Source organism: Kitasatospora sp. NBC_00240, assembly GCF_026342405.1.
In the GTDB taxonomy this organism is placed as follows: domain Bacteria; phylum Actinomycetota; class Actinomycetes; order Streptomycetales; family Streptomycetaceae; genus Kitasatospora.
Genome location: NZ_JAPEMU010000001.1, coordinates 5,608,267 through 5,631,791, shown reverse-complemented (window position 1 = coordinate 5,631,791; position 23,525 = coordinate 5,608,267). Strand labels below are relative to the sequence as shown.

Here is a 23,525-nt window from a genome sequence, read left to right as displayed (position 1 = left end):
GGAGCGGGTGGCGACGGCACGCCGTCCGGCCACGGCGGTCGGCGGCTCCCGGAACGGGCCGGAGAGGCGACGGGAGGGCCGGGCCGGGGAGGGCCGGGGAAGGCTCAGACGGCGCCGAGCGCACGCAGGGCGGTGCGCTGGGTCCAGGCCAGCAGCCCGACCGTGAGGGCGGACATCACCAGGGCGAAGCCGACATGGCCGAGGGTGGAGGTGACCGCGAGACCGACCGCGCCGAGCAGCAGGTGGCTGCCCAGCCGCAGCGCGACCAGGCCGACGGCCACCCTGCGCGTCCCCTTGCCGCGCCAGAGCGCCTTGGCCAGCCGGAGGCGGCCACGCAGCACGGTCAGCGAGACGGTGATGTTGACCAGGCCGACCAGCAGCAGCGCCGGCCAGGCCTGCGGGAAGGCCTTGATGATGTCGAAGGCCGCGGCCAGGACGGCCTCGAAGCCGAAGAACCAGACCGGCAACCGCGGCACGTCTCCCTGGAGCACGGCGGGCGATCCGGTCGCATCGGCCCGCGCCGGCAGCGGCAGCGCGGCGACGGGGACGGCGGTGGCGAAGGCGGCGGCTCGGTTGCCCATGGTGATCTGTTCCCCCGGAAGCGTGTGGTCCGGTCCGGCGCGTTCGCCCGATCGGTGGACACGATTCTTCTCGGGTGTCGGTGCCCCCACCACGATCCGGCGTCACCACTCCCGGATGACGGATGTCATACCGCCCGGTCCCGGCGGCACCGGGCTCGACAGCCCCACGCCCGGCCGCTCCCCCGCTCCCCCGCGCCCCCGCGCCCCCGCGCCCCGGGGGACGTTGCCCCGGCGCGGGCCGGGGCGGCCGGGCGTGGGAACACGAAGGAAGGGTTCTGTGAATTCCCGGTGGCCCTGCCCGCCCGGGCGGGATCACAGCCGGCCGATTCGGCCGGCCGGCCCAGGCGCCTCGCCGGAATTCCCCCGGTCACGGGCACCGGAAAGAAGATCGCCCGGTGCTCGGCGCAGCGTGGGCGGAACCCGACGCTCCGGGCGGTCCGGACGGAAATGGGCACAGAACGGCCGTGGGGCCCGCAGAAACTCTGCGGGCCCCACGGTCAGCGACTCACGCCGCGCACTTCGACACAACCATCAGACGATGGTGATGTTCTCCGCCTGCGGGCCCTTCTGGCCCTGCGTGACGTCGAACTGCACCTTCTGGCCCTCGATGAGCTCGCGGAAGCCCTGGGCGCTGATGTTCGAGTAGTGGGCGAAGACGTCGGCGCCGCCACCGTCCTGCTCGATGAAGCCGAAGCCCTTCTCGGCGTTGAACCACTTCACGGTGCCAGTAGCCATATTCATTCTCCTTCGGGGCTGAACCGGCGACCCGCACCTCGCGGATCACCTTGTCGTCGCACTGATTGCCCCGTCCGGAAAAGAATCCGGGCAAAAAACAAAAGTGCGCCCCCAGGTCGAAACCAGCAGGCGCACACATAAGTTCATGGGAACCAAAACTGCAACTGGTATCGACAGTAGCACGGTCCGGGGGGCAAATGACCCATGCCCGCCAGAAAATTCAGGCCTCGCGCCGGCGGGCTCCGATGTGCGAACCTCGACCTAGAGGACCACTCGCTCCCCCGACCCCCGACCACACCCGTGAGGCAACATGCGTTCCACCATCGCCGGCCGCTCGTTCTACCTGGAGGCGAACGAGGTGGAGAAGGCCATGGCCGGGATCAAGCCCGAGCCCGCCCTGGCGGAGGCCGTCCGGATCGGGCGCCGCTGGTACCCCGTCAAGCAGGTCGGCGCGGTCATCACCCGCCAGGACCGCCGGGACTTCAGCGCCGCCGAGGTGTACCGCGCGATGGAGCGGCTCGGTTTCACCTGCCGCACCTCGCCGCCGGTCGCCGAGACGCCGGAGCCCACCGAGCCCACCGCCGGTACCGAGTCCACCGACCCGCTGGGTTTCTGACCGGACCACGTCCGACCACGACCGCTCCCCGGTCCGGCCCCATGCCGGCCCCGTTCACGGGGTGGCGGTCCGGTAGGCCGACCTGCACCACCGCCCGGCCGGGCCCCTCGGGGCCGCCGGGCTTTTCGGCGCGTCCTGACCCGCCGACCCTGCACGGGCGCCGGGGGGCGCCGGCAGGGCCCGGCCCGAGCGGGCCGAGGACGGCCCGGGAGCCGGCCCGGGAGCGACCGCGCCCCGGCGGCCGACGCGGGGCCCCCGAGGCCCGCCGGGCGCCCGCGGGTGCCCCGCCGGGCGCCGTCTGCACCGGCCCGAGCACCCACCGGCCGGCCCGGCCTCAGGCGCCCGTGGACCCCGCCCCGCGGACCAGCTCCGCGACGAACCCCCGCACCCGTTCGGCCGGGTCCGCCGAGTCCGCCCAGGCGGTCATCAACAGGTGGTGGACCGTACCCACCACGAGCAGCGCCAGCGCGGCGCAGTCCGCCGCCGGCCCGAGCCGGCCGAGCCGCTGCTCGGCCTCCAGGTAGCCCGCGAGCGCGCGTTCGACCTCCGGCATCCCCGGCGCGCCGCCCTCCATCGCGGCCCGCACCCGCGCCGACACGCCCGCCCGGGTCAGGGCGAGCGAGGCGACCGCCGGGCCGCTGGAGGCGAGCAGGGCGAGCGCCGTCCCGGTCAGGTTCTCGGCCACCATCCCCCGCCCGGCGCGGCCCGGCAGGCTCTCGGCACCCTCCGCGACGGCCCGGAACCGGTCCAGCACCAGCTCCGCCACGAACTCGTCCAGATCGGCGAAGTGGCTGTACAGGACACCTTTGGCGCAGCCCGCCTCGCCGGTGACCGAGCGGTTCGAGAGCCCGCCCGGGCCCTCCCTGGCCAGCACCCGCTCGGCCGCGGCGAACAGCCGCTCCCGGACGTCGGTGATCGGCACGCCTCGCGGTGACATCGCCCTCCTCCAGCACTGCCCGGGGCAGCGGTCCTCGCCGTGCTCGCCAATACCCCTTGCGGGTATGGGCGACCGCCCATACGGTATGGGCAGGCGCCCATACTAGCGGGGCGCCCCCGCACCGGACCGGAGGGAGTTCGCGATGCACCCTGTCGTCAACACCGAGCAGGCGCAGGCGTGGAACGGCTACGAGGGCGACCACTGGGCCGGCCACCACGACCGCTGGAACGCCGTCAACGGAGGCTTCGACGAACCCCTCCTCGGCGCCGCCGCGATCGGCCCCCGCGACCACGTGCTCGACATCGGCTGCGGCGCCGGCCGGACCACCCGGCTGGCCGCCCGCCGGGCACCCGACGGCCGGGCCCTCGGGGTCGACCTGTCGGCGCAGATGCTGGCCCGCGCCCGGGCCGAGGCCGCCGCCGAAGGCCTGGCGAACGCCGCCTTCGTCCAGGGCGACGCGCAGGTGCACCCCTTCGCCCCCGCCGCCTTCGACGTGGCCGTCAGCCGGTTCGCGACGATGTTCTTCGGCGACCCGGTCGCCGCGTTCGCCAACATCCGCGGCGCCCTGCGCCCCGGCGGCCGCCTGGCCTTCGTCTGCATGGGCGACCCCGGCCGCAACGACTGGCTGCGGGTGCTGGCCGCCCTGCGCGAGCACCTGCCGGTCCCGCCGCCGCCCACCCCCGGCGACCCCGGCATGTTCTCGCTCGCCGACGCCGCCCGCGTCCGGGAGGTGCTGGCCGGCGCCGGGTACGCGAGCATCGGCTGCACCGCCGTCGAGGCCCCGATGCACTGGGGGCGGGACGCCGCGGACGCCGCCCGCTTCCTGCTCGGTTCCGGCCCCGCCCACCACCTGCTCGCCGGGGCCGACCCGGCCACCGCACGACGGGCCGAGAGCACGCTGACGGCCGCCCTGCGGCCCCACGAGGGACCGGACGGCGTCCGGCTCCGGGGCGCGGCCCTGCTGGTCACGGCCGTCGCGCCGTAGCGACGGAACGGCTCGGCCCGGACGGCGGGACGGGCTGGACCGGCGGGCGGGGCGGGCGGGACCGGCGGGCGGGGCGGGCGGGACCGGCGGGGCGGGCTACTCCTCGATCGCCCCGCCGGTCGCCCGCAGGTGCTCACGGAACGTCAGCCCCGGGTTCGCCCCCCGTGCGGCCAGGTAGTCGGCGAAGCCCGTCTGCCGGCGCAGGGACGACCCGGCCCGCATCGCGTCCGCCTGCCGTTCCTCGACGTCGCGGATCGCCTCGGCCGCCGCCACGATCTCCCGCATCCGGTCCCCCGGCAGGAAGACCACGCCGTCGCCGTCGCCGACGGCCACATCGGCCGCCGTGACGGCCCACGGCCCGACCCGGGCCCGCTCCAGACCGTCCGGGAGCCGTTCGCCGACCTGGAGCGGGCCCGCCGGTGTGGCGCCGAGGGTGAAGACCGGCAGTCCGATCCGCAGCAGATCCCGGGTGTCCCGGTGCAGGCCCCAGACCACGATGCCGGCCAGCCCGGCCTGCTGGACCTCCAGCACCGCCAGGTCGCCGATGCACGCCTCGTCGAGCCGCCCGCCGTTGTCGATCACCAGCACGTCGCCCGGCCGGGAGCGCTCCAGCGCCTCGAAGAAGATGTCCACGCTGCCGACATGACGCACCGGCAGCACCCCGCCGGCGCACCGCATCCCGCCGGCCACCGCGGTCAGGCCCGAGGGCCCGCAGCGCACCTGGACCCCGAGACGCACGCAGGCGTCCGCGAGATGCGCGGTGGACAGCGCGGAGAGGGCGGACTGTACGGACGTCTGCACGGCCGGCGACCGGTCGCTCATCGGGCTCACTCCGATTCCCGGGGCCCGGCGGATGCCGGTCGGATCCGCAGTCTCCTCCCCGATCGCCGGGCAGGGCAAGGACCGTGACGGCGTGCCACCCCCGCACCGCCCGCCCGCCCGCCTGCCTGCCCGCCCGCCCGTCTGCCCACCCGCTCACCCCTCACCACTCACCCGGCCGCCCGGCCGCCGGCCCGGCCGTGAGAGTGTCGGAGCAGCCGGTCCGAGGATCCGGCGGGAGCAGTCGGCGCCGCCACCCGCGGCCGAACCGGAGGAGCACCGCCATCACCACCCCGGCCTGGCACGAGCTGCTGGTCAACCCCGAGCCGCTGACCCGCTGGTACTCCGCCGTCCCGCCGCTGGAGCGGGCGCCGCTGCGGTCGGTCCACCTCGGCCGGTACGGTCCGGTGCTCAAGCTCCGGGTCGACCTGCCCTGCTTCCCGGACCGCCCGCCCGCCGACTGGTCCGAGGCGGGCTGCGACCGTCTCGAATGCCAGCTGCACTTCATCCTGACCGACGAGGACCTGCGGATGCGGGGCCGCCCCGACGGCGGCCCGGCCGACGTGTCGTTCGAACCGCGCGAACGCCGCCGGCTCCGGGTGTCGGTCCGCGGCGAGGGATTCACGGCGGACTTCACGGCCTCCGACTCGCTCCAGGTGAGCCACCTGAGCGCCTACCGTTCGGGCGACGGCGACCCGTACACCGCCCGTCGCCGGTTCGCGAGCCGGGTGGACGGGATGCTCCACGACACGCTGCCCCCGACCACCCGGAAGCCCTTCTATGACCTCCCCTGACGCACCGGCGCCCGACTGGTCCGCCCTGCTGGCCGACCCGGCCCCGGTCCGGAGCGTGCTCGGCGTGCCGGCCCCGCCGCTGAACGGCTACGACCTCTTCAGCGTCCACCTCGACGAGCGGGACGCCTCCGTCACCCTCGGCTTCACCGCCCCGGGCCTGCCCGCCGCCGCGGCGGCCGAATGGGCCGAAAGGGGCCACACCGCCGTGGAGTTCTTCCTCGTCCTCACCGGCGTGGACGAGGTCGAGGCGGACGGATGGACCCATCGGCCGCTCGACTCGATCACCCTGGCGGACGGCTCGGCGGTCCTGTCCGGCCACGGCACGCGGATCTCCTTCACCTGGACCGGCGCTGGGGCCGACCGGCCCAGGGGCTACCTGCTCGGCAGCCTCTGACCCGGCCGGCGGCCACCGCCCTCAGCGCGCGCCGAACTTCTCGTCCGTGGAGACGATCTCGCGGCCGAGCGGCATCAGCGAGATCGGGATCATCTTGAGGTTCGCCCAGCCGAACGGGATCCCGATGATCGACAGGAACAGCGGGATGCTCGTCACCACGTGGGCGATCGCCAGCCAGATCCCCGCGAAGATCACCCAGATCACGTTGCCGACCAGCGACGGGGCGCCCGCCTCGTCCCGCTGGACCGTCGTCCGTCCGAACGGCCACAGGACGTAGCCGGCGATGCGGAAGGAGGCGATGCCGAAGGGAATGGTAATGATCAAGATGCAGCAGATGATGCCGGCGATGGCGTAGCCGATGAACATCCAGATGCCGCAGAAAATCAGCCAGAGCACGTTGAGGATAAAGCCGATCACCTTCATGAAACCCAGCCTCCCATGAGCTGTCCCCCGAGGCTCTTCGGCGCTTCCCCTGCCACGTCCCCGCTGCCGGGGCCCGGAAAACCCCGATCGGGCGGACGGGTCCCGGGCCGGGCCGGTCAGCCGAGCGGCTCGCGGTCGTTCTGCAGCCGGTCGAGGGCGGCGATGTCGGGGTGGTGCAGGTCGAAGGCCGGGGACTCGGAGCGGATCTTCGGGAGGGTGAGGAAGTTGTGCCGCGGCGGCGGGCAGGAGGTCGCCCATTCCAGTGACCGGCCGTAGCCCCACGGGTCGTCGGCCTCGACCTTCTCGCCGTACCTGGCGGTCTTCCAGAGGTTGTAGAGGAAGGGGAGGGTGGAGATCCCCAGCAGGAAGGATCCGATGGTGGAAACGGTGTTCAGGGTGGTGAAGCCGTCGGAGGCCAGGTAGTCGGCGTAGCGGCGGGGCATGCCCTCGGCGCCGAGCCAGTGCTGGACCAGGAAGGTGGTGTGGAAGCCGACGAAGAGCGTCCAGAAGTGGATCTTCCCGAGGCGTTCGTCGAGCATCCTGCCGGTCATCTTTGGCCACCAGAAGTGGAAGCCGGCGAACATCGCGAAGACGACGGTGCCGAAGACCACGTAGTGGAAGTGGGCGACGACGAAGTACGAGTCCGAGACGTGGAAGTCGATCGGCGGGGAGGCCAGCAGGACACCGGTGAGGCCGCCGAAGAGGAAGGTGACCAGGAAGCCGATCGTCCAGAGCATCGGGGTCTCGAAGCTCAGGCTGCCCCGCCACATGGTGCCGATCCAGTTGAAGAACTTCACCCCGGTCGGCACCGCGATGAGCAGCGTCATGATCGAGAAGAACGGCAGCAGCACCTGCCCGGTGACGAACATGTGGTGCGCCCAGACCGTGATCGACAGGCCGGTGATGGCGACGGTGGCCGCGATCAGACCGGAGTAGCCGAAGATCGGCTTGCGGCTGAAGACCGGGATGATCTCCGTGACGATGCCGAAGAAGGGCAGCGCGATGATGTAGACCTCGGGGTGGCCGAAGAACCAGAACAGGTGCTGCCAGAGCAGGGCGCCGCCGTTGGCCGGGTCGAAGACGTGCGCGCCGAACTTGCGGTCCGCCTCCAGCGCGAGCAGTGCGGCGGCCAGCACGGGGAAGGCGAACAGCACCAGGACGCTGGTGAGCAGGATGTTCCAGACGAAGATCGGCATCCGGAACATGGTCAGGCCCGGCGCCCGGAAGCAGATGATCGTGGTGATGAAGTTGACCGCGCCCATGATCGTCCCGAAGCCGGAGAGGGTCAGCCCCATGATCCACATGTCTCCGCCGATACCCGGCGAGTGGATCGCGCTGTTCAGCGGCGCGTAGGCGAACCAGCCGAAGTCGGCGGCGCCGTCCGGGGTCAGGAAGCCGCCCACCACGATCAGCGAACCGAACAGGTAGAACCAGTACGCGACCATGTTCAGCCGGGGGAAGGCCACGTCGGGCGCACCGATCTGCAGTGGCATGATCCAGTTCGCGAAGCCCGCGAACAGCGGCGTCGCGAACATCAGCAGCATGATCGTGCCGTGCATGGTGAACAGCTGGTTGAACTGCTCGTTGGACAGCAGCTGCAGCCCGGGCCTGGCCAGTTCGGCCCGCATCAACAGCGCCATCACCCCGCCGACCAGGAAGAACCCGAACGCGGTGGTCAGGTAGAGGGTGCCGATCCGCTTGTGATCAGTGGTGGTCAGCCACGACACCAGGACCCGCCCCCGGCGGCCCCGCGGGTCGCGGCGCCGGTGAGCGCGGGCCGGTCGCTGCGGACCGCGGCCGGGGACTTCGGTTCTCGGCAGAAGGGTCATGGCTCCGCACCTTCCTGGGCACCGTCGCGAGTGGTCCGTCAAGCACTACCAGTCACGATGGCCGGGAGCGTGCGGCACGCCGGGGCGCGGCCGGGCGGCGTCGGCCGAACGCGGCCGCCGGCCCGGCCCGCGCCCCCCCGACCCGGCCCGCGCACCCGGACGCCCCCGGTACGCCCCGCGGTACGCCCGCCCGCCGTTCCGGCGGCGCCCCGGTCCGCCCGGCCGGGAGGCCGCCGGCGGACCTCAGGTACGGGCCCGCTGCGTCGCCGCGATGCACAGCAGGACGGCCAGGGCGGTGACCGGCGCCGCCGGCGGCAGCTCCTCCCCCAGCAGCAGGACGGCCCACACCAGGGTCAGACCCGGCTGCGCGAGCTGCAGCTGACTGGCCTTCGGCACGCCGACCTCGGCCATGCCCCGGTACCAGACCACGAATCCGCCGAACTGCGAGACCGCCGCCGTGTAGGCCAGCCCGCCGACCGCCCCGGCCGACAGGTGGACGGGCTCGGCCGCCAGGGCCACGGCCGCGGCCGGCACCGTGACGGGCAGGGAGGCCACCACCGCCCAGCCGATCACCTGCCAGCCCGGCATCTCCCGGGAGAGCCGCCCACCCTCCGCGTACCCGGCGGCGCAGACCAGCAGGGCCCCGAACAGGTAGAGGTCCGCCACGGCCAACCGGCCGTGGCTCTGCTGGAGGGTGAAGCCGAGCACGGCGGCCGCACCGGCCAGCGCGGCGCACCAGAAGGCGCGGGAGGGGCGGGCGCCGGTACGGGCCGCCGAGACCGCGGCGGTGGCCAGCGGCAGGATGCCGACCACGACGGCCGTGTGGGCGGTCGAGGAGGTCTGCAGGGCCAGGGTGGTCAGCAGCGGGAAGCCCAGGACGCAGCCGGCCGCCACCACGAGCAGCCCGGGCCAGTACCGGCGCTCGGGGACCCGGACCCGGGCGGCCGCCAGGCAGCCCAGCGCGAGGACGCCGGCCAGCACGCCGCGCAGTCCGGTCGCCGTCCACGGGCCGAAGCCGGTCAGGGCGCCGGCGGTGGCGGGGAAGCTGAAGGAGAAGCAGAGCACGCCGAGGGCCGCCAGCAGGGTGCCTCGGCCGGCCGCGCCGCCGATGCGGGGTGTCACCGCTATCGTCGAGGGGCGGGTAGCGCTATCTTGTGCCGTCATGAACGAGCCTAGCAGTGTCAATGAACTGGCCGACAGCCTTCGCCGTGATCTCGACCGCTACTCCGAGGGAGAGAAGCTGCCGTCGAGCCGGGCGCTGGTGGAGCGCCACCAGGTGAGCCCGGTGACGGTGTCGCGGGCGATCGCGCTGCTGGTCTCCGAAGGGCTGGTGGTGGCCCGGCCCGGCGCCGGCGTGTTCCGGGCGCCCCGGGCCGCCCCCGGTGGGGGCGCCGCCCGCCCCGGCGACCTGTCCTGGCAGGAGGTGGCGCTGAGCGCCGAGGTGGGCACCGCCAACCCGGGCGTGGGCGGCCTGCTCACCACCCTCACGGTCCCCCCGCCGGACGTGATCGACCTGAACGGCGGCTACCCGCACTCCTCGCTGCTGCCGGAGCGCACGCTGGCCGCCGCACTGGCCCGGGCCGGCCGGCGGCCGGGTGCCTGGGGGCGGCCGCCGGTGGACGGGCTGACCGAGCTGCGGGCCTGGTTCGCCCGGGACATCGGCGGGCCCGGCGGTTCGCTGAGCGCCGCCGAGGTGCTGGTGACGGCGGGCGGCCAGAGCGCGCTGACCACCGCCCTGCGCTCGCTGGTGGCACCGGGCGCCCCCGTCCTGGTCGAGTCGCCCACCTACCCGGGGACGCTCGCCGTCGCCCGGGCCGCCGGGCTGCGCCCGGTGCCCGTCCCGGTGGACGCCGACGGCGTCCGGACCGACCTGCTCGCGGAGGCGTTCGAGGCCACCCGGGCCCGGGCCTTCGTCTGCCAGCCGCTGTTCCAGAACCCGACCGGCGTGGTGCTGTCGGCGCGGCGCCGGGCCGAGGTGCTGCGGATCGCCCGGGCGGCGGGCGCGTTCGTGATCGAGGACGACTTCGCCCGCCGGCTGGTCCACGCGGACTCCGCCGCGCTGCCCCCTCCGCTGGCGGCACAGGACCCGGACGGGGTGGTGGTGCACGTCCGGTCGCTGACCAAGGCGGCCTCGCCCAGCCTGCGGGTGGCGGCGCTCACCGCGCGCGGGCCGGCCCTGGAGCGGCTGCGGGCCGTCCAGGTGGTGGACAGCTTCTTCGTCCCGCGGCCGCTCCAGGAGGCCACCCTGGAGCTGGTCGGGGACCCGGGCTGGGCCCGGCACCTGCGCACCCTGGCGGCCGAGCTGCGGGACCGCAGGGAGGCCGCGGTCGCCGCGCTGCGCCGGGGGCTGCCGGGGCTGCTGGGGCCCGCCGTGCCGACCGGCGGCTACCACCTGTGGCTGCGGCTGCCGGACGGCGTGGACGAGGCCGCCGTGGCGGCCGCCGCGCTGCGCGCCGGGGTCGGTGTGACACCCGGCCGGCCGTACTTCGCGGCCGAGCCGCCCGGCCCGCACCTGCGGCTGAGCTACGCGGCGGCGGAGAGCGCCGCCCAGGTGGCCGAGGGGGTGGAGCGGCTGCGCCGGGCGTGTACGGAAGACGGCGCCTGAGGCCGCCCGCTCGCGACCGCTCCTGGCCGGCCGCGTGGACCGGGCAGCCGCGTGGACCGGGCGCGGTGGCCGGTCAGCCGCGGTGGCCGGCCAGCCGTTCCAGCCGGGCGATCCGCTCGGCCATCGGCGGGTGGGTGGAGAACAGCCGGGCGCCGGCCTCGCCGGGGCGGAACGGGCTGGCGATCATCATGTGGCTGGCGGTCTGGAGCTGCGGCTCGGGCGGCAGCGGGAGCTGCTTGGTGCCGGCGTCCAGCTTGCGCAGGGCGCTGGCCAGAGCCAGCGGATCGCCGGTGATCCGGGCGCCGTCGGCGTCGGCCTGGTACTCCCGGGAGCGGCTGACGGCCAGCTGGATCAGGCCGGCGGCGAGCGGGCCCAGGATCATGATCGCGAGGAGCCCGAAGAGGCCCGGGCCGTCGTCGTCCTCGCTGCGGCCGAACGGCACCAGCCAGGCGAAGTGGACCAGGAACATCACCACCGAGGCGAGCGCCCCGGCCACCGAGGAGATCAGGATGTCGCGGTTGTAGACGTGGCTCAGCTCGTGCCCGAGCACCCCGCGCAGTTCGCGTTCGTCCAGCAGCTGCAGGATGCCGTCGGTGCAGCAGACGGCGGCGTTGCGGGGGTTGCGGCCGGTGGCGAAGGCGTTCGGGGCCGGGGTCGGCGAGATGTAGAGGCGGGGCATCGGCTGGCGGGCCGAGGTGGAGAGCTCGCGGACGATCCGGTACAGCCGGGGTGCCTCGATCTCGCTCACCGGGCGGGCCCGCATGGCGCGCAGGGCCAGCTTGTCGCTGTTCCAGAAGGCGTAGGCGTTGGTACCGACCGCGACCACCAGGGCCACCACGAAGCCGGCGCGGCCGAAGAAACTGCCGATGACCAGGATCAGCGCAGAAAGGCCGCCGAGCAGTACGGCGGTCCTCAGTCCGTTGTGCCGGTGATGCACGGCAGGCCCTCCAGGTGGTGCGGTGGGAAGCCTTCTGTCTAGTCCCCGTGCCCGATCAACGGACGGATGCGGGGGCCTTGTTCCCTTGTGCCCTCCGCGGTCGTCCCAGGCCCCTGTCGGGACCGGCCGGGGGGCGTGCCCGCCCGGGGCGGCACGGCCGGACGCGCCGCCCGACCCGGGCCCGACCCGGCTCAGAACAGGCTGCCGCCCGCCACCTGGAGCACCAGCTGCGGGACCACCGACAGCACGACGGCCGCGGAGGCGGTGAGGGCCACGGTGGCCGTCAGCGAGACGGGCAGCCGGACGGCCGGGGCGCCGGCCCCGGCGGCGGGTGCGGCGGAGACCGGCCCGGCGGTGAACAGCTTCGCCGTCCAGACCAGGTAGTAGAACAGCGCGATCACCACGTTGGCGGCCATCACCACGGCCAGCCAGCCGAGCCCGGCGTCGACGGCGGCCTGGAAGACCACCACCTTGCCGAACAGGCCGATCACGCCGGGCGGCAGCCCGGCCAGGCAGAGCAGGAAGAACGCCAGCGCCAGCGCCGTCCAGCGGCGGGTGGCGAACAGGCCGCGGTAGTCGTCCAGCCGGTTGCCGGTCGAGCGGCCCACCACGGCGGCCACGGCGAAGGCGCCGAGGTTGACCACCCCGTAGATCAGGCCGTACGCGGCGGTGGCACCCAGCGCGTCCGGTCCCGGGCGGTAGCCGGCGGCGGCGATCGGCACCAGCAGGTAGCCGGCCTGGCCGACCGAGGACCAGGCCAGCAGGCGGACGGCGCCGTACTCGGTGTCGGAGCGCTGGCGCAACGCCGCGACGTTGCCGGCCGTCATGGTGAGCGCGGCCAGCACCGCCAGCACCGGGCCCCAACTGTGGCCGTACGCGCGGAAGCCGATGCTGGTGACCAGCGCGAGGCCGGCCAGGCCGGCGGCCTTGCCGACCACCGAGAGGTAGCCGGCCACCGGGAGCGGGGCGCCGACGTAGGTGTCGGGCACCCAGAAGTGGAACGGGACGACGGCGACCTTGAAGGCGAAGCCGACCAGCACGAGCACCGCACCGGCTTCGGCGATCGGCTTCAGCTGCCCGGGCGCGTGCGGCAGGGCGTCCGCGATCACGCCGAGGTGCAGGCTGCCGGTGGCGGCGTAGACGAAGCTGACGCCGAGCAGCATCACCGCGGTCGCGGTCACCGAGGAGAGGAAGAACTTCAGCGCGGCCTCGGCGCCCCGGCCGTCCCGGCGCAGCGCGACCAGCGCGAAGGCGGGCAGCGAGGCGACCTCCAGGGCGACGACCAGGGTCGCCAGGTCCCGGGCGGCGGGCAGCAGGGCGGCGCCGGAGGCGCTGCTGAGCAGCAGGAACCAGTACTCGCCGCCGGGCAGCTTCGCCTCGTCCACGGTGTGCACCGAGAGCAGGGCGGCGATCAGGGCGCCGCCGAGCGCGAGCAGCTGGAAGACCAGCGCGAAGTGGTCGGCGACGTAACTGCAGCCGGCCGTGCCCTGGACGTCCTGCAGGCAGAAGGTGCTGCGCGGGGTGCCGCCGGTGAGCGGCAGCAGGGCGGCGACGGCGAGGGCGAGTCCGGCGACGGAGAGCCGGCCGAGCAGCTTCTTGCGGCGCTCGGGCAGGAAGAGGTCGGCGAGCAGGACGGCCAGGCCGGCCAGCGCGGCGATCAGCGGCGGCGCGACGGCCACCCAGTCGACGGACTGGATGAGGCCGCCCGGGTCGGCGACGGCGAGGGAGGTCACAGTGGGCTGCCCCGTGAGGTGAGAGCTGAGCTGCGGACCGAGCGTGGTGGCGAGCTGGGCGGCGGGCATGGTCAGCCACCTCCGAGCAGGTGCTTGACGGCCGGGTCGGAGAGACCGAGCAGGAGGGCGGGCCACAGTCCGGCGAGCAGGGTGAGCGCGGCGAGCGGGGTCCAGCTGACGGCCTCGTAGCGGCGCAGGTCCGGGAGGTCGGCGGCGGCCGCGGGCTGCTCGGGGTCGCCCATGCAGACCCGGCGGACCACGATCAGCAGGTAGGCGGCGGTGAGCAGGGTGCCGAGTCCGGCCAGCACCATGTAGGTGACGAAGGCGGGCCGGGAGAGGCCGGCGGCCGGATCGAAGGCGCCGAACATGGCGAGCAGTTCGCCCCAGAAGCCGGCCAGGCCGGGCAGTCCGAGGCTGGCGACGGCGGCGAAGGCGAGCAGTGCGCCGAGGCGTGGTGCCCGTCCGTACAGGGCGGCGCCGGTGGCCCCGGCGAGGGTGTCGAGGTCGGCGGTGCCGTAGCGGTCCTTGAGAGCGCCGACGACGAAGAACAGCAGGCCGGTGATCAGGCCGTGGGCGATGTTGGCGAACAGCGCGCCGTTGACGCCCACCGGGGTGAGCGAGGCGATGCCCAGCAGCACGAAGCCCATGTGGCCGACCGAGGAGTAGGCGATCAGGCGCTTGAGGTCGCCCTTGGCGCCGGGCCGGGCGAGCGCGAGGCAGGCCAGCGAGCCGTAGACGATGCCGACGGCGGCGAAGGCCCCGAGGTAGGGGGCGAGGGTGGCCGTGCCGTCGGGGACGATCGGGAGCAGGACCCGGACCAGGCCGTAGGTGCCCATCTTCAGCAGGACGCCGGCGAGCAGCACCGAGCCGACGGTGGGGGCGGCGGTGTGCGCGTCCGGGAGCCAGCTGTGCAGCGGCCAGGCGGGGGCCTTGACGGCCAGTCCGATCATGATCGCGAGGCCGGCGGTCAGCTGGGTGGTGTGGCTGAGGCCGTTGCCGTGGGCGTTGGCCAGGGCCTGCATGTCGAAGGTGCCGGCCTTGATCCCGATCAGCAGGAAGCCGAGCAGCATCACCGCGGAGCCGAGCAGGGTGTAGAGGATGAACCGGTTGGCGGCCGGCACCTTCCGTCCGCTGCCCCAGCGGGCGATCAGGAAGTACATCGGGATCAGCACGATCTCGAAGGCCAGGAAGAAGAGGATCAGGTCCAGCACCGCGAAGGTGGCCAGCATGCCGACTTCGAGCAGCAGGAACAGCCCGACGAAGGACCGCGCCGAGGGCACGCCCTCGCCGGCGGGCAGCCGCTTCTGCGAGTAGCCGGCGCAGAGCAGGGTGAGCAGCGAGGTCAGCACGATCAGCGGCAGCGAGACGCCGTCGACGCCGAGGTGCAGCCGGACGCCGATCGCCGGGATCCAGGACAGGTCGGTGGTGGCCTGCATCCGGGCCGGCCGGTCGTGGTCGAAGCCGGCCGCGAGCGCGACGGTGAGCAGGAACACCACGCCGGTGACGGCGGTGTTGAAGCGCAGGGCGCGCCGGTCGGCGGTGGCCGGGTCGGTGCCGAAGACGGGGGCCAGGGTGAGGGCGGCGCCGAGCAGCGGCAGCACCAGGAGGGCGATGAGGACTGCGTTCATCGGGGGCTCCAAACGGGTGCTGCGGCGGGCGGCGGGGTGCGGTGCGCGGTGGTGCGGTGCGCGGGAGTGCTGTGCGCGGTGGTGCGGTGCGCGGGGGCGGCGGGGCCGGTCGGGTCGGTCATCCGCTACACCGCCACCCAGACGGCGAGCAGCACCACGCCGGCGAGCAGGGCGCTGAGGTAGGTCTGCGCGTTGCCGGTCTGCGCCAGGCGCACGGCCCGGCCGAGCAGCTGGGCGCCGAGGCCGGTGCCGCGCACGTACGTCTCGACCACCTCGCGGTCGAGGAAGCGGACCAGCCTGGCGGTGGCGCCGACCGGGCGGACGAACAGGGCGCTGTAGAGCCGGTCGACGCCGAAGCCGTGCCGGGCCGGGCCGAACAGCGGGCCGAGCAGGGTGCGGCCCGGGTCGGCGGGCGGCTGCTCGACCGGCGCCGGGGTCTCGGCCGGGCCGGGGACGCGGCCCTCGGCGGTGGGTCCCAGCGGACGGGCGGCGGCGAGCCGGGCCGCGGTGACCCGGGCGGTGCCGGAGCGCCAGGCGGCGTACGCGATCAGGATGCCGGCCACGGCCAGGCCGGTGCCGATCACCGCGGTGACCGGGGAGGGCCGCAGCGAGCCGCCGTCCAGCAGGGCGGGCAGCCAGTCCGAGCGGACGCCGGCGATGCCGAAGCCCATGGTGGGTACCGCGAGCACCCAGAGCGGCCAGCGCATCGCGGAGGGCTCGGCGGTGGCCGGGTCGGCCTCGTCCACCTCGGGCGAGTACGGGGCGCCCGGCTCGGCGGCGGTCGGGGCGGGCGCGGGCGGCACGGCGGCCGGGGTGTGGAAGGCCACCAGCCAGAGCCGGGTCGCGTACGCGGCGGTGATCAGGGCGGTGAGACCGGCCGCGACCAGCACGATCCAGCCGGCCGTGGCGGGCACGGCGGAGGACGGGCCGACGCCGTTGGTGATCGCCTCGCCGGTGGCGGCGTGCTCGGCGGCGGTGAGCACCGCCTCCTTGCTGAAGAAGCCGGAGAACGGCGGCAGGCCGATCAGGGCGATCAGCGCGATGCCGGTCGTCCAGTAGGCGTCCGGCACCCGGCGGCGCAGCCCGGGCATCCGGGACATCGCGGAGATCGAGTTGGTGTGCGCGGCGTGGATCACCACACCGGCGGCGAGGAACAGCAGGGCCTTGAAGGCGCCGTGGCTGACCAGGTGGAACACGGACGCCTCGCGGTCGCCGCTGGCGAGCGCGCCGGCCATGTAGCCGAGCTGGCCGACGGTGGAGTAGGCGAGGACGCGTTTGAGGTCGTCCTGGGCGAGCGCGCAGAGCGCGGAGCCGATCATCGTCACGGCGGCCATCACCGCGAGCACCACCAGGGCGGCGCCCGAGAGCAGGAAGACCGGCAGCAGCCGGGCGACCAGGTAGATGCCGGCCGCGACCATGGTGGCGGCGTGGATCAGCGCGGAGACCGGCGTGGGGCCGGCCATCGCGTCCGGGAGCCAGGTGTGCAGCGGGAACTGCGCGCTCTTGCCGGCCACGCCGGCCAGCAGCAGCAGGGCGGTCAGCGTGGGGTGGCCGAGCCGGCCGTCGCCGGCGGCGGCCAGCACGTCGCTGATCCGGAAGCTGCCGGCGTCGGCGCCGAGCAGGAAGATCCCGAACACGAACGGGACGTCGCCGAGCTTGGTGACCAGGAAGGCCTTCAGCGAGGCGGAGCGGGCGTCGGCGGTCTCCCAGTGGTGGCCGATCAGGAAGTACGAGCAGATGCCCATGACCTCCCAGCCGACCAGCAGCACGATCAGGTCGCCGGAGTAGACGACCACGAACATCGCGGCCGTGAACAGCGAGACCAGCGCCGCGTACGAGGGGTAGCGGGGGTCGTCCTTGAGGTAGGCGGTCGAGTAGACCTGCACGCAGGTGGCGACCAGGCCGACCAGGACGGTGATCACCGAGGTGTAGCCGTCCAGCTGGATGCCGAGGGAGATCTCGGGGCCGCCGGTCGGGGTGAGCCGGGTGGCGGCGTCCAGCACCTGGCCGGTGCCGAGCTGGAGGGCGACGACCAGGGCCAGCACGGCGGAGGCGGCGACCGGGAGGATCGCCAGTGGCCGGGCGAAGCCGGGGGCGCGCCGGCCGGTGGCGAAGGTGGCGGCGGCGCCGAGCGCGGGCAGCGCGGGGACGAGCACCGGGAGGGCAAGGTTCATGCGGCGGCCCGGCCCTTCAGGGTGTCGGCCGAGGCGGGCGCCTGGGCGGCCTCGGCCGGGTCGCCGAGCGCGGTGATCCGGTCGATGTCGGCGGTGCCCCTGGTCCGGAAGACCAGCAGGACGATCGCCAGGCCGAGTCCGATCTCGGCGGCGGCGACGGTGATCACGAAGAGGGTGAGGGCCTGTCCGGCGTGCAGCGAGTCGCGCAGCCAGGCGTCGAAGGCGACCAGGTCGAGGTTGACGGCGTTGAGCATCAGCTCGACGGACATCAGCACCAGGACGACGTTGCGCCGGGCGAGCACGCCGTACACGCCGACGCTGAAGAGCAGCGCGGCGAGGACGGCTGGGTAGGCGAGGTGCATCGGCGGTCAGCGCTCCTGCGGAGGGGTCGTCGAGGCGGCGGGCGCCGGGTCGGCGGGCATCGGGGCTCCGCCGTCCGGTCCGGCGGGCGGCGGAACGGCGCGGCCCGGGGTGCCGACGGGCTTGCCGGCCCGCAGCTTGCCGGCCCGGGGGGCCGGGACCTTGCCCCTGCCGCCGCGGGACAGCACGACGGCGCCGACCAGGGCGGCCAGCAGCAGGACGGACAGCGCCTCGAAGGGCAGCACCCAGTGCCGGAACAGGCTGGTCCCGGTGGCCCGGGTGGAGCCGCCGCCGGCGCCGAGGTCGATCCAGGCGCTGCGGAAGGCGTCCACCATCAGGGTCACCAGGGTGCCCGCGGCGGCGAGCGCCACCACCAGGGCGACCCAGCGGTTGCCGGAGTCCGCGTCGGGCGAGCGCCCGATCGGGGCCTTGGTGAGCATCAGCCCGAACAGCACCAGCACCACGACCGAGCCGAGGTAGATGAGCACCTGCACCCAGGCGATGAACTCGGCGGTGAGCAGCAGGAACTCCACCGCCAGCCCGCCGAGCGCGACGACCAGCCAGAGCGCGGCGTGCACCAGCTGCTTGGTGGTGACGGCGACCAGGGCGGAGCCGAGCACGGCGACGCCGACCAGCAGGAAGACGATCTCGACGCCGGTCGGGGAGAGGAAGGAGCGGGCGGCGGGCTCCAGCGGGCCGGCCGCGGCGAGCAGCGCGCTCACTCGGACCCACCCGCCTCGACGGCCGCGGCCGCGGCCAGCTTCTCGGCCGCCTTGCGGGCGGTCGCGATCTCCTTGGGCTCCTCGGCCGCCGGGTCCAGGGCGGGCGGCGCCGGTACGGTCCACATCCACTCGCGGAGCTTGTCCCGCTCGTGGGTCAGCTCCAGGATGTCGGTCTCCGCGTACTCGAACTCCGGTGACCAGAACAGCGCGTCGAAGGGGCAGACCTCGATGCAGATGCCGCAGTACATGCAGAGCGAGAAGTCGATCGCGAACCGGTCCAGCACGTTGCGGGTGCGGGCGCGGGCGTTCGGGTCGGCGGCGGGCAGCGTCTCCTTGTGGGAGTCGATGTAGATGCACCAGTCCGGGCACTCGCGGGCGCAGAGCATGCAGACGGTGCAGTTCTCCTCCAGCAGCGCGATCACGCCGCGGGTGCGCGGCGGGAGGTCGGGCTGCACGTCGGGGTACTGCGCGGTGACGGTCTTCTTCGTCATCGTCCGCAGGGTGACGGCCAGGCCCTTGGCCAGGCCGGAGCCGGGGAAGCTCATCAGGAGATCGCCACCTTGATGACGCCGGTCAGGGCGAGCTGGACGAGGGCGAGCGGGATCAGGACGGTCCACGCGAACCGCATCAGCTGGTCCTCGCGCAGCCGGGGGTAGGTGACCCGCAGCCAGATGACCACGAAGGCCAGGGCGAAGGTCTTGAGGACGGTCCAGAGCCAGCCGAGGTCGTCGGGCAGCGGCCCGTGCCAGCCGCCCAGGAAGAGCACGGCGGTGAGCGCGGAGATCACCAGGATCCCGGCGTACTCGGAGAGCAGGAAGAACGCGAAGCGCAGGCCGGTGTACTCGGTGTACGCGCCGAAGATGATCTCGGAGTCGGCGACCGGCATGTCGAACGGCGGCCGTTGCAGCTCGGCCAGGCCGGCCGTGAAGAAGACGAACGCGCCGATCGCCTGCCACGGGATCCAGTACCACTCGAAGGCGTCCACGATGCCGGGCAGCGAGAGCGTCCCGGCGGCCATCGCCACCGAGGCGGCGGCGAGCACCATCGGCAGCTCGTACGACATCAGCTGGGCGGCCGTGCGCAGGCCGCCGAGCAGCGAGAACTTGTTGGCGGAGGCCCAGCCGGCCATCAGCTTGCCGATCACGCCGACGCCCATCACGGCCAGCACGAAGAACAGCCCGGCGTCGACGGCCTGGCCGACGAAGCCGTCCGGGCCGACCGGGATCACCAGCAGCACGATCAGGTACGGCAGCAGCGAGACGGCCGGCGCCAGCTGGAACACCCGGCGGTCCGCCCCGGCGGGGACGATGTCCTCCTTCTGCGCGAACTTGACGCCGTCGGCGACCAGCTGCGCCCAGCCGTGGAACCCGCCCGCGTACATCGGGCCGAGCCGGCCCTGCATGTGGGCCATCACCTTGTGCTCGGTCTGGCCGATGATCAGCGGGAAGGTGAGGAAGACGACGAGCGCGGCGACGCAGCGCAGCAGCGTGTCGAGCAGGTTCACGCGCTGTCTCCTTCCTGGGTGGGCCGGTCGGTGCCGGTCTCGGGGGCTTCGGGCGTCCCGGCCTCGGGCTCGGCGGCGGACGGCTGTCGGGCCTCGGGCTCCGCGGCCTCGGGCTCCGCTGCTTCGGGCTTCGGGGCTTCGGGCTGCACGGCGTCGGGCTTCGGGGCTTCGGGCTTCGGGGCTTCAGGCTTCGGGGCTTCAGGTGCCGGGGTGGCCGGCGGCTCGGCGGGTACGTCCGGCGTCGGCGGGGCCGGCTTGTCGACGGGCCCGTGGGCGGGCACCGGTGCGTGCCAGGGCGCGTCGGAGGACTGCGTCCGGGCGGGCGCCGGCGGGGTGGCGGCCGGCGGAGTCACCGTCGGCGTGGCGGCCGCCGGCTCGGCGGGTGCCCCGGCCGGGGTCGCCGCGCTCTGGCTGGCCGACCCCTCCGTGATGGACCGGGTGCGCCGGGGCCGGTCGGCCCGGATCGCGGGCCCACCCTCGCCGGCAGCACCAGCAGCACCAGCAGCCCCAACAGCAGCGGCACCAGCAGCCCCGGGGGCGCGCGGGGCGCGCCCCGCCGCACCGGTCGCGCGGGCGCCCCGGGCGGGGCGTTCGGCGACGGGCGGCAGGGTGCCCTTGAGCGGCCCCCACTCGTTCGGGTCGGGCACACCGGCCGGCTGCATCTTGCGCCGGGCGGGGCCGTCCCCCTCGGACTCGCCCGGCTCCTTGGCGCCGGGCCAGGCCTTGGCGACCCGGGCCGCCAGCACGAACTCCTTGCGCAGCGGGTGGCCCTCGAAGCCGTCCGGCAGCAGCAGGGTGACCAGGTGCGGGTGGCCGGCGAAGTCGATGCCGAACATCTCGTGGGTCTCGCGCTCGTGCCAGCCGGCACCGGCGTAGACGCCGATGGCGGTCGGCAGCACGGCCCGCTCGCGCGGCACCCGGGTGCGGACCAGCAGGTGCCGGACACCGGTGTCGTCGAGGGCGGCCAGGTGGGCGGCGACGGAGAAGCCCTCGGCCAGTTCGTCGACGGCGCTCAGCCAGTCGAACCAGCTCAGACCGAGGATGTCCCGGGCCGCCGTCAGTGCCTCGATCCAGTGCTCGGCGGGCACGTCGACGGTGATCAGCTCGTACGCCTCGGCGGCGGTCGCCCACTCGCCGATCGACGCGGCGAGTTCCTCGGGGGTGCGGTCGAAGCTCACGGACGGCCGCCCTCGGGCCCGGCGACCAGCGGCCGGCGCAGCGCGGACGCCGGGGCGGCGTAGCGCTCGGGCAGCGATTCGGCCGCGATCTTCTCCTGCAGCTTGAGGATGCCCTGGAGCAGCGCCTCGGGGCGCGGCGGGCAGCCCGGCACGTAGACGTCGACCGGGATGATCTGGTCGACGCCCTTGGTGACCGAGTAGGAGTCCCAGTACGGGCCGCCGGAGTTGGAGCAGGCACCGAAGGAGATGACGTACTTGGGTTCGGGCATCTGCTCGTACAGCCGCTTGACGGCGGGAGCCATCTTGTCGGTCACCGTGCCCGAGACGATCATCAGGTCGGCCTGGCGCGGGCCGGGTGCGAACGGGATGACACCCATCCGGATGAAGTCGTGCTTGGCCATGGACGCGGCGATGAACTCGATCGCACAGCAGGCCAGGCCGAAGTTGAAGCACCAGAGGCTGTAGCGGCGCCCCCAGTTGAGCACCACCTTGACCGGGTCCGGCGCCAGCCGGGCGAGCGGGCCCAACCGCGGCTGCTCGGCCGGCCCGCCGGGGCGGGCGGGGTCGGGCATGCCGAGCGGGACGGCTCCGGCGGAGTCGCCGCCGTGGGCGTGGCCGTGCGGGTGGCTGTGGGTCACGTCCATTCCAGAACGCCCTTCTTCCAGGCGTAGAGCAGGCCGACCGCGAGGAAGCCGATGAAGACGAACATCTCGACCAGCGTGCCCGCGCCGTACCCGGCGGCGGAGAACACCGTCGCCCAGGGGAACAGATAGATGGCGTCGACCGCGAAGATCACATACAGGAACGCGTACACGTAGTAGCGGATCTGGGTGTGCGCCCAGTCCTCGCCGACCGGGTCGACCCCGCACTCGTAGGCGAGGAGTTTCTCCGGCGAGTACACCGCCGGCCGCAGCAGCCGGTTGGCGGAGAACGCCACGGCGACGAAGAGCACGCCGACGACGGCGAGCAGGCCCACCGCGGCGTACGCGTCGAAGTAGCCGCTGCCCACCGCAGGGTCGGCCGCGACGGCAGCTGCCTGCTGCCCCTTCATGCGTATCCCTCCACATCGGCCTTGCTCCGGGCCCCGCCGGGACATCCCCGGAGGACCGTACTGCCGCGTTCTTTACGCACCCATAACCATCGTCAAGGCGTGAGTCTAAGTGCAGCGCCACCGGCTGCCACACCCTGCCCGCCGACCAAGACGGGCCGGGGCGGAGCCTGGGTGGGGATAACCCCCGGACAGGTACACGGATCACCCCCATGGCCCCGCCCGCGGCCCACCCGGGAAGCTGGGAGCACGAGCTCGACCTAGAGGGACGGTAGACATCAGATGAAGCCTCTGCTCCACCGCGCGGCGGACACCGTCCGGCTGCGCAACGCCCAGGGTGAGCGCGTCCCCGCGTACGGCGGGCAGATGTGGCGGCAGGTCCTGCAGCTGGTCCTCAACCTGCCGCTGGGGATCGCGGGCTTCACCTTCACGGTGGTGCTGATCTCCGTCGGGGTGGCCCTGTCGGTGACCGTGGTCGGGCTGCCGCTGCTCGCCCTCGGGCTGGCGGGGTGCCGCCGGCTGGGGGCGCTGGCCAGGGCCCGGGCCCGCTCGGCCGGCTCCGTGGTGGGCGAGCCGGACCCGCTGCGGGTGCGCCGCCCGGGCATCGCCGGCTGGGCGACCGCCGCGCTCACCGACGGCCTGGGCTGGCGCTCGGCGCTCTACCACGTGCTGCTGCTGCCCTGGGGCGTCCTGAGCTTCGCCGTCACCCTGGTGTCCCTGCTGGTGGGCTGGCCGGTGCTGCCCTGGGTGGTGGGCTGCCAGACCGCGATCGACCGGATCCTGCTGGAGAGCCTGCTCGCCCCGACCGCGCTGTCCGAGCGGGTCCGCGAGCTGGAGGACGACCGGGGCGCGGTGGTCGACACCGCCGCCGCCGACCTGCGCCGGATCGAGCGGGACCTGCACGACGGTGCCCAGGCCCGGCTGGTGGCCCTGGCGATGGACCTCGGCCTGGCCAAGGAGAAGCTGACCGACGAGCCGACGCCGGACACCGTGGAGGCCGCCGCGAAGATGGTCGGCGCCGCGCACGGCGAGGTGAAGCTCGCCCTCCAGGAGCTGCGGGACCTCGCCCGGGGCATCCACCCGGCCGTGCTGACGGACCGCGGCCTGGACGCGGCGCTCTCCGCGGTCGCCGCCCGCTGCACCGTCCCCGGCGGCGTCAAGGTGCATGTGGACCTGCGGGCCTCGGGCGGCCTCGCCGAGCGCCCCGACTCCGCGGTGGAGGGCATCGCGTACTTCACCGTCAGCGAGCTGCTGACCAACGTCTCCAAGCACGCCGGGGCGCGCACCGCCACGGTGGACCTCTGGCGGGCCGCCGACCGGCTGATGCTGCTCGTCCAGGACGACGGCAAGGGCGGCGCCGCCCCCTACCCGGGCAGCGGCCTGGCCGGGCTGGCCGAGCGGATCCGCGCGGTGGACGGGGTCTTCCTGGTGGAGAGCCCCGAGGGGGGCCCGACCACGGTGACGATCGAGCTGCCGTGGCGCACCCGGGCGGCCCGCCGGGTCTGACCCGGGGCCGGACGGAC

Annotated in this window: 25 protein-coding genes; 6 read left to right on the top strand and 19 right to left on the bottom strand. The window is 74.2% G+C overall.

What is annotated here, in order from left to right; all coding sequences use genetic code 11:
- Positions 1 to 104: 104 nt before the first annotated feature.
- Both OG689_RS23970 and OG689_RS23965 read right to left on the bottom strand, forming a co-directional pair.
- Entirely contained in the window at positions 105 to 581 is a 477-nt protein-coding gene (locus tag OG689_RS23970) for a hypothetical protein (RefSeq protein WP_266322963.1), read from the bottom strand.
- A gap of 531 nt (positions 582 to 1,112) precedes the next feature.
- On the bottom strand, positions 1,113 to 1,316 hold the full coding sequence (locus OG689_RS23965; RefSeq protein WP_266322962.1) for a cold-shock protein: 204 nt from the start codon (positions 1,314 to 1,316) through the stop codon (positions 1,113 to 1,115).
- Between the two features lie 310 nt (positions 1,317 to 1,626).
- Here OG689_RS23965 and OG689_RS23960 point away from each other — a divergent pair, with 310 nt between their 5' ends.
- Complete coding sequence (locus tag OG689_RS23960; protein WP_266322961.1) at positions 1,627 to 1,932, top strand: SCO5918 family protein; 306 nt, start codon at positions 1,627 to 1,629, stop codon at positions 1,930 to 1,932.
- A gap of 334 nt (positions 1,933 to 2,266) precedes the next feature.
- Here the strand turns inward: OG689_RS23960 and OG689_RS23955 are convergent, their stop codons facing one another.
- On the bottom strand, positions 2,267 to 2,869 hold the full coding sequence (locus OG689_RS23955) for a TetR/AcrR family transcriptional regulator (RefSeq protein WP_266322960.1): 603 nt from the start codon (positions 2,867 to 2,869) through the stop codon (positions 2,267 to 2,269).
- A 142-nt stretch (positions 2,870 to 3,011) separates the two neighbouring features.
- Here OG689_RS23955 and OG689_RS23950 point away from each other — a divergent pair, with 142 nt between their 5' ends.
- Positions 3,012 to 3,854 (top strand): class I SAM-dependent methyltransferase, encoded by an 843-nt coding sequence (locus OG689_RS23950; RefSeq protein ID WP_266322959.1) that lies wholly within the window; start codon positions 3,012 to 3,014, stop codon positions 3,852 to 3,854.
- A 96-nt stretch (positions 3,855 to 3,950) separates the two neighbouring features.
- Here OG689_RS23950 and OG689_RS23945 read toward each other — a convergent pair whose 3' ends face one another.
- Complete coding sequence (locus tag OG689_RS23945) at positions 3,951 to 4,676, bottom strand: RraA family protein (RefSeq protein ID WP_266322958.1); 726 nt, start codon at positions 4,674 to 4,676, stop codon at positions 3,951 to 3,953.
- A gap of 203 nt (positions 4,677 to 4,879) precedes the next feature.
- Between OG689_RS23945 and OG689_RS23940 the strand changes: the two genes are divergently transcribed.
- Both OG689_RS23940 and OG689_RS23935 read left to right on the top strand, forming a co-directional pair.
- Positions 4,880 to 5,467 (top strand): Imm50 family immunity protein, encoded by a 588-nt coding sequence (locus OG689_RS23940; RefSeq protein WP_266322957.1) that lies wholly within the window; start codon positions 4,880 to 4,882, stop codon positions 5,465 to 5,467.
- Positions 5,454 to 5,861, top strand: a complete 408-nt coding sequence (locus OG689_RS23935) for a hypothetical protein (RefSeq protein WP_266322956.1) — start codon at positions 5,454 to 5,456, stop codon at positions 5,859 to 5,861. The genes OG689_RS23940 and OG689_RS23935 overlap by 14 nt, the downstream gene beginning before the upstream one ends.
- A gap of 21 nt (positions 5,862 to 5,882) precedes the next feature.
- Here OG689_RS23935 and OG689_RS23930 read toward each other — a convergent pair whose 3' ends face one another.
- The 3 genes from OG689_RS23930 to OG689_RS23920 all read right to left on the bottom strand — a co-directional run bounded on the left by OG689_RS23930 (position 5,883) and on the right by OG689_RS23920 (position 9,277).
- Positions 5,883 to 6,284, bottom strand: a complete 402-nt coding sequence (locus OG689_RS23930) for a YccF domain-containing protein (RefSeq protein WP_266322955.1) — start codon at positions 6,282 to 6,284, stop codon at positions 5,883 to 5,885.
- 116 nt (positions 6,285 to 6,400) lie between these two features.
- Positions 6,401 to 8,113 carry a cytochrome c oxidase subunit I gene (gene ctaD / locus OG689_RS23925; RefSeq protein WP_266322954.1) on the bottom strand — a complete coding sequence of 571 codons (1,713 nt, stop codon included), beginning with the start codon at positions 8,111 to 8,113 and terminating at the stop codon, positions 6,401 to 6,403.
- 243 nt (positions 8,114 to 8,356) lie between these two features.
- A complete protein-coding gene (locus OG689_RS23920; RefSeq protein WP_266322953.1) occupies positions 8,357 to 9,277 on the bottom strand; it encodes a DMT family transporter in 921 nt (306 codons plus the stop codon).
- On the opposite strand from OG689_RS23920, the gene OG689_RS23915 reads away from it, so the two are divergent.
- Positions 9,276 to 10,718, top strand: a complete 1,443-nt coding sequence (locus OG689_RS23915) for a PLP-dependent aminotransferase family protein (RefSeq protein WP_266322952.1) — start codon at positions 9,276 to 9,278, stop codon at positions 10,716 to 10,718. The genes OG689_RS23920 and OG689_RS23915 overlap by 2 nt on opposite strands.
- 73 nt (positions 10,719 to 10,791) lie before the next feature.
- On the opposite strand, the gene htpX is transcribed toward OG689_RS23915, so the two are convergent.
- From htpX to OG689_RS23855, 12 genes are all read right to left on the bottom strand, one after another.
- Positions 10,792 to 11,655: a zinc metalloprotease HtpX gene (htpX, locus tag OG689_RS23910; RefSeq protein WP_266322951.1), complete on the bottom strand. Its 864-nt coding sequence runs from the start codon at positions 11,653 to 11,655 to the stop codon at positions 10,792 to 10,794.
- Between the two features lie 191 nt (positions 11,656 to 11,846).
- On the bottom strand, positions 11,847 to 13,457 hold the full coding sequence (locus OG689_RS23905; protein ID WP_266322950.1) for an NADH-quinone oxidoreductase subunit N: 1,611 nt from the start codon (positions 13,455 to 13,457) through the stop codon (positions 11,847 to 11,849).
- A 2-nt stretch (positions 13,458 to 13,459) separates the two neighbouring features.
- Complete coding sequence (locus OG689_RS23900; protein WP_266322949.1) at positions 13,460 to 15,016, bottom strand: NADH-quinone oxidoreductase subunit M; 1,557 nt, start codon at positions 15,014 to 15,016, stop codon at positions 13,460 to 13,462.
- Positions 15,013 to 15,138, bottom strand: a complete 126-nt coding sequence (locus OG689_RS23895) for a hypothetical protein (protein ID WP_266322948.1) — start codon at positions 15,136 to 15,138, stop codon at positions 15,013 to 15,015. Before OG689_RS23895 ends, OG689_RS23900 begins: the two co-directional genes overlap by 4 nt.
- 3 nt (positions 15,139 to 15,141) lie before the next feature.
- Positions 15,142 to 17,190: an NADH-quinone oxidoreductase subunit L gene (locus tag OG689_RS23890; RefSeq protein WP_266322947.1), complete on the bottom strand. Its 2,049-nt coding sequence runs from the start codon at positions 17,188 to 17,190 to the stop codon at positions 15,142 to 15,144.
- Positions 17,187 to 17,552: an NADH-quinone oxidoreductase subunit NuoK gene (nuoK, locus tag OG689_RS23885; protein WP_266322946.1), complete on the bottom strand. Its 366-nt coding sequence runs from the start codon at positions 17,550 to 17,552 to the stop codon at positions 17,187 to 17,189. The genes OG689_RS23890 and nuoK overlap by 4 nt, the downstream gene beginning before the upstream one ends.
- A 6-nt stretch (positions 17,553 to 17,558) precedes the next feature.
- The gene (locus OG689_RS23880; protein ID WP_266322945.1) at positions 17,559 to 18,272 is read right to left on the bottom strand and encodes an NADH-quinone oxidoreductase subunit J; all 714 of its coding nucleotides are present in this window, start codon (positions 18,270 to 18,272) and stop codon (positions 17,559 to 17,561) included.
- Positions 18,269 to 18,820 (bottom strand): NADH-quinone oxidoreductase subunit I, encoded by a 552-nt coding sequence (locus OG689_RS23875; protein ID WP_266327384.1) that lies wholly within the window; start codon positions 18,818 to 18,820, stop codon positions 18,269 to 18,271. The genes OG689_RS23880 and OG689_RS23875 overlap by 4 nt, the downstream gene beginning before the upstream one ends.
- Positions 18,817 to 19,770: an NADH-quinone oxidoreductase subunit NuoH gene (nuoH, locus tag OG689_RS23870; protein WP_266327382.1), complete on the bottom strand. Its 954-nt coding sequence runs from the start codon at positions 19,768 to 19,770 to the stop codon at positions 18,817 to 18,819. The genes OG689_RS23875 and nuoH overlap by 4 nt, the downstream gene beginning before the upstream one ends.
- A 2-nt stretch (positions 19,771 to 19,772) precedes the next feature.
- Entirely contained in the window at positions 19,773 to 20,954 is a 1,182-nt protein-coding gene (locus OG689_RS23865) for an NADH-quinone oxidoreductase subunit C (RefSeq protein WP_266322943.1), read from the bottom strand.
- Complete coding sequence (locus tag OG689_RS23860) at positions 20,951 to 21,526, bottom strand: NADH-quinone oxidoreductase subunit B family protein (protein ID WP_266327380.1); 576 nt, start codon at positions 21,524 to 21,526, stop codon at positions 20,951 to 20,953. The genes OG689_RS23865 and OG689_RS23860 overlap by 4 nt, the downstream gene beginning before the upstream one ends.
- A 62-nt stretch (positions 21,527 to 21,588) precedes the next feature.
- Positions 21,589 to 22,005, bottom strand: a complete 417-nt coding sequence (locus tag OG689_RS23855; RefSeq protein ID WP_266322942.1) for an NADH-quinone oxidoreductase subunit A — start codon at positions 22,003 to 22,005, stop codon at positions 21,589 to 21,591.
- Positions 22,006 to 22,368: 363 nt separating this feature from the next.
- On the opposite strand from OG689_RS23855, the gene OG689_RS23850 reads away from it, so the two are divergent.
- Complete coding sequence (locus tag OG689_RS23850) at positions 22,369 to 23,508, top strand: sensor domain-containing protein (protein WP_266327378.1); 1,140 nt, start codon at positions 22,369 to 22,371, stop codon at positions 23,506 to 23,508.
- The last annotated feature ends 17 nt before the right edge of the window (positions 23,509 to 23,525 follow it).

Coding starts and splice junctions, on each gene's coding strand:
- OG689_RS23970 (WP_266322963.1), bottom strand. CDS start 581: ATGGGCAACCGAGCCGCCGCCTTCGCCACCGCCGTCCCCGTCGCCGCG.
- OG689_RS23965 (WP_266322962.1), bottom strand. CDS start 1,316: ATGGCTACTGGCACCGTGAAGTGGTTCAACGCCGAGAAGGGCTTCGGC.
- OG689_RS23960 (WP_266322961.1), top strand. CDS start 1,627: ATGCGTTCCACCATCGCCGGCCGCTCGTTCTACCTGGAGGCGAACGAG.
- OG689_RS23955 (WP_266322960.1), bottom strand. CDS start 2,869: ATGTCACCGCGAGGCGTGCCGATCACCGACGTCCGGGAGCGGCTGTTC.
- OG689_RS23950 (WP_266322959.1), top strand. CDS start 3,012: ATGCACCCTGTCGTCAACACCGAGCAGGCGCAGGCGTGGAACGGCTAC.
- OG689_RS23945 (WP_266322958.1), bottom strand. CDS start 4,676: ATGAGCGACCGGTCGCCGGCCGTGCAGACGTCCGTACAGTCCGCCCTC.
- OG689_RS23935 (WP_266322956.1), top strand. CDS start 5,454: ATGACCTCCCCTGACGCACCGGCGCCCGACTGGTCCGCCCTGCTGGCC.
- OG689_RS23930 (WP_266322955.1), bottom strand. CDS start 6,284: ATGAAGGTGATCGGCTTTATCCTCAACGTGCTCTGGCTGATTTTCTGC.
- ctaD (WP_266322954.1), bottom strand. CDS start 8,113: ATGACCCTTCTGCCGAGAACCGAAGTCCCCGGCCGCGGTCCGCAGCGA.
- OG689_RS23915 (WP_266322952.1), top strand. CDS start 9,276: ATGAACGAGCCTAGCAGTGTCAATGAACTGGCCGACAGCCTTCGCCGT.
- OG689_RS23920 (WP_266322953.1), bottom strand. CDS start 9,277: ATGACGGCACAAGATAGCGCTACCCGCCCCTCGACGATAGCGGTGACA.
- OG689_RS23905 (WP_266322950.1), bottom strand. CDS start 13,457: ATGCCCGCCGCCCAGCTCGCCACCACGCTCGGTCCGCAGCTCAGCTCT.
- OG689_RS23900 (WP_266322949.1), bottom strand. CDS start 15,016: ATGAACGCAGTCCTCATCGCCCTCCTGGTGCTGCCGCTGCTCGGCGCC.
- OG689_RS23895 (WP_266322948.1), bottom strand. CDS start 15,138: ATGACCGACCCGACCGGCCCCGCCGCCCCCGCGCACCGCACCACCGCG.
- OG689_RS23890 (WP_266322947.1), bottom strand. CDS start 17,190: ATGAACCTTGCCCTCCCGGTGCTCGTCCCCGCGCTGCCCGCGCTCGGC.
- nuoK (WP_266322946.1), bottom strand. CDS start 17,552: ATGCACCTCGCCTACCCAGCCGTCCTCGCCGCGCTGCTCTTCAGCGTC.
- OG689_RS23860 (WP_266327380.1), bottom strand. CDS start 21,526: ATGCCCGACCCCGCCCGCCCCGGCGGGCCGGCCGAGCAGCCGCGGTTG.
- OG689_RS23855 (WP_266322942.1), bottom strand. CDS start 22,005: ATGAAGGGGCAGCAGGCAGCTGCCGTCGCGGCCGACCCTGCGGTGGGC.
- OG689_RS23850 (WP_266327378.1), top strand. CDS start 22,369: ATGTGGCGGCAGGTCCTGCAGCTGGTCCTCAACCTGCCGCTGGGGATC.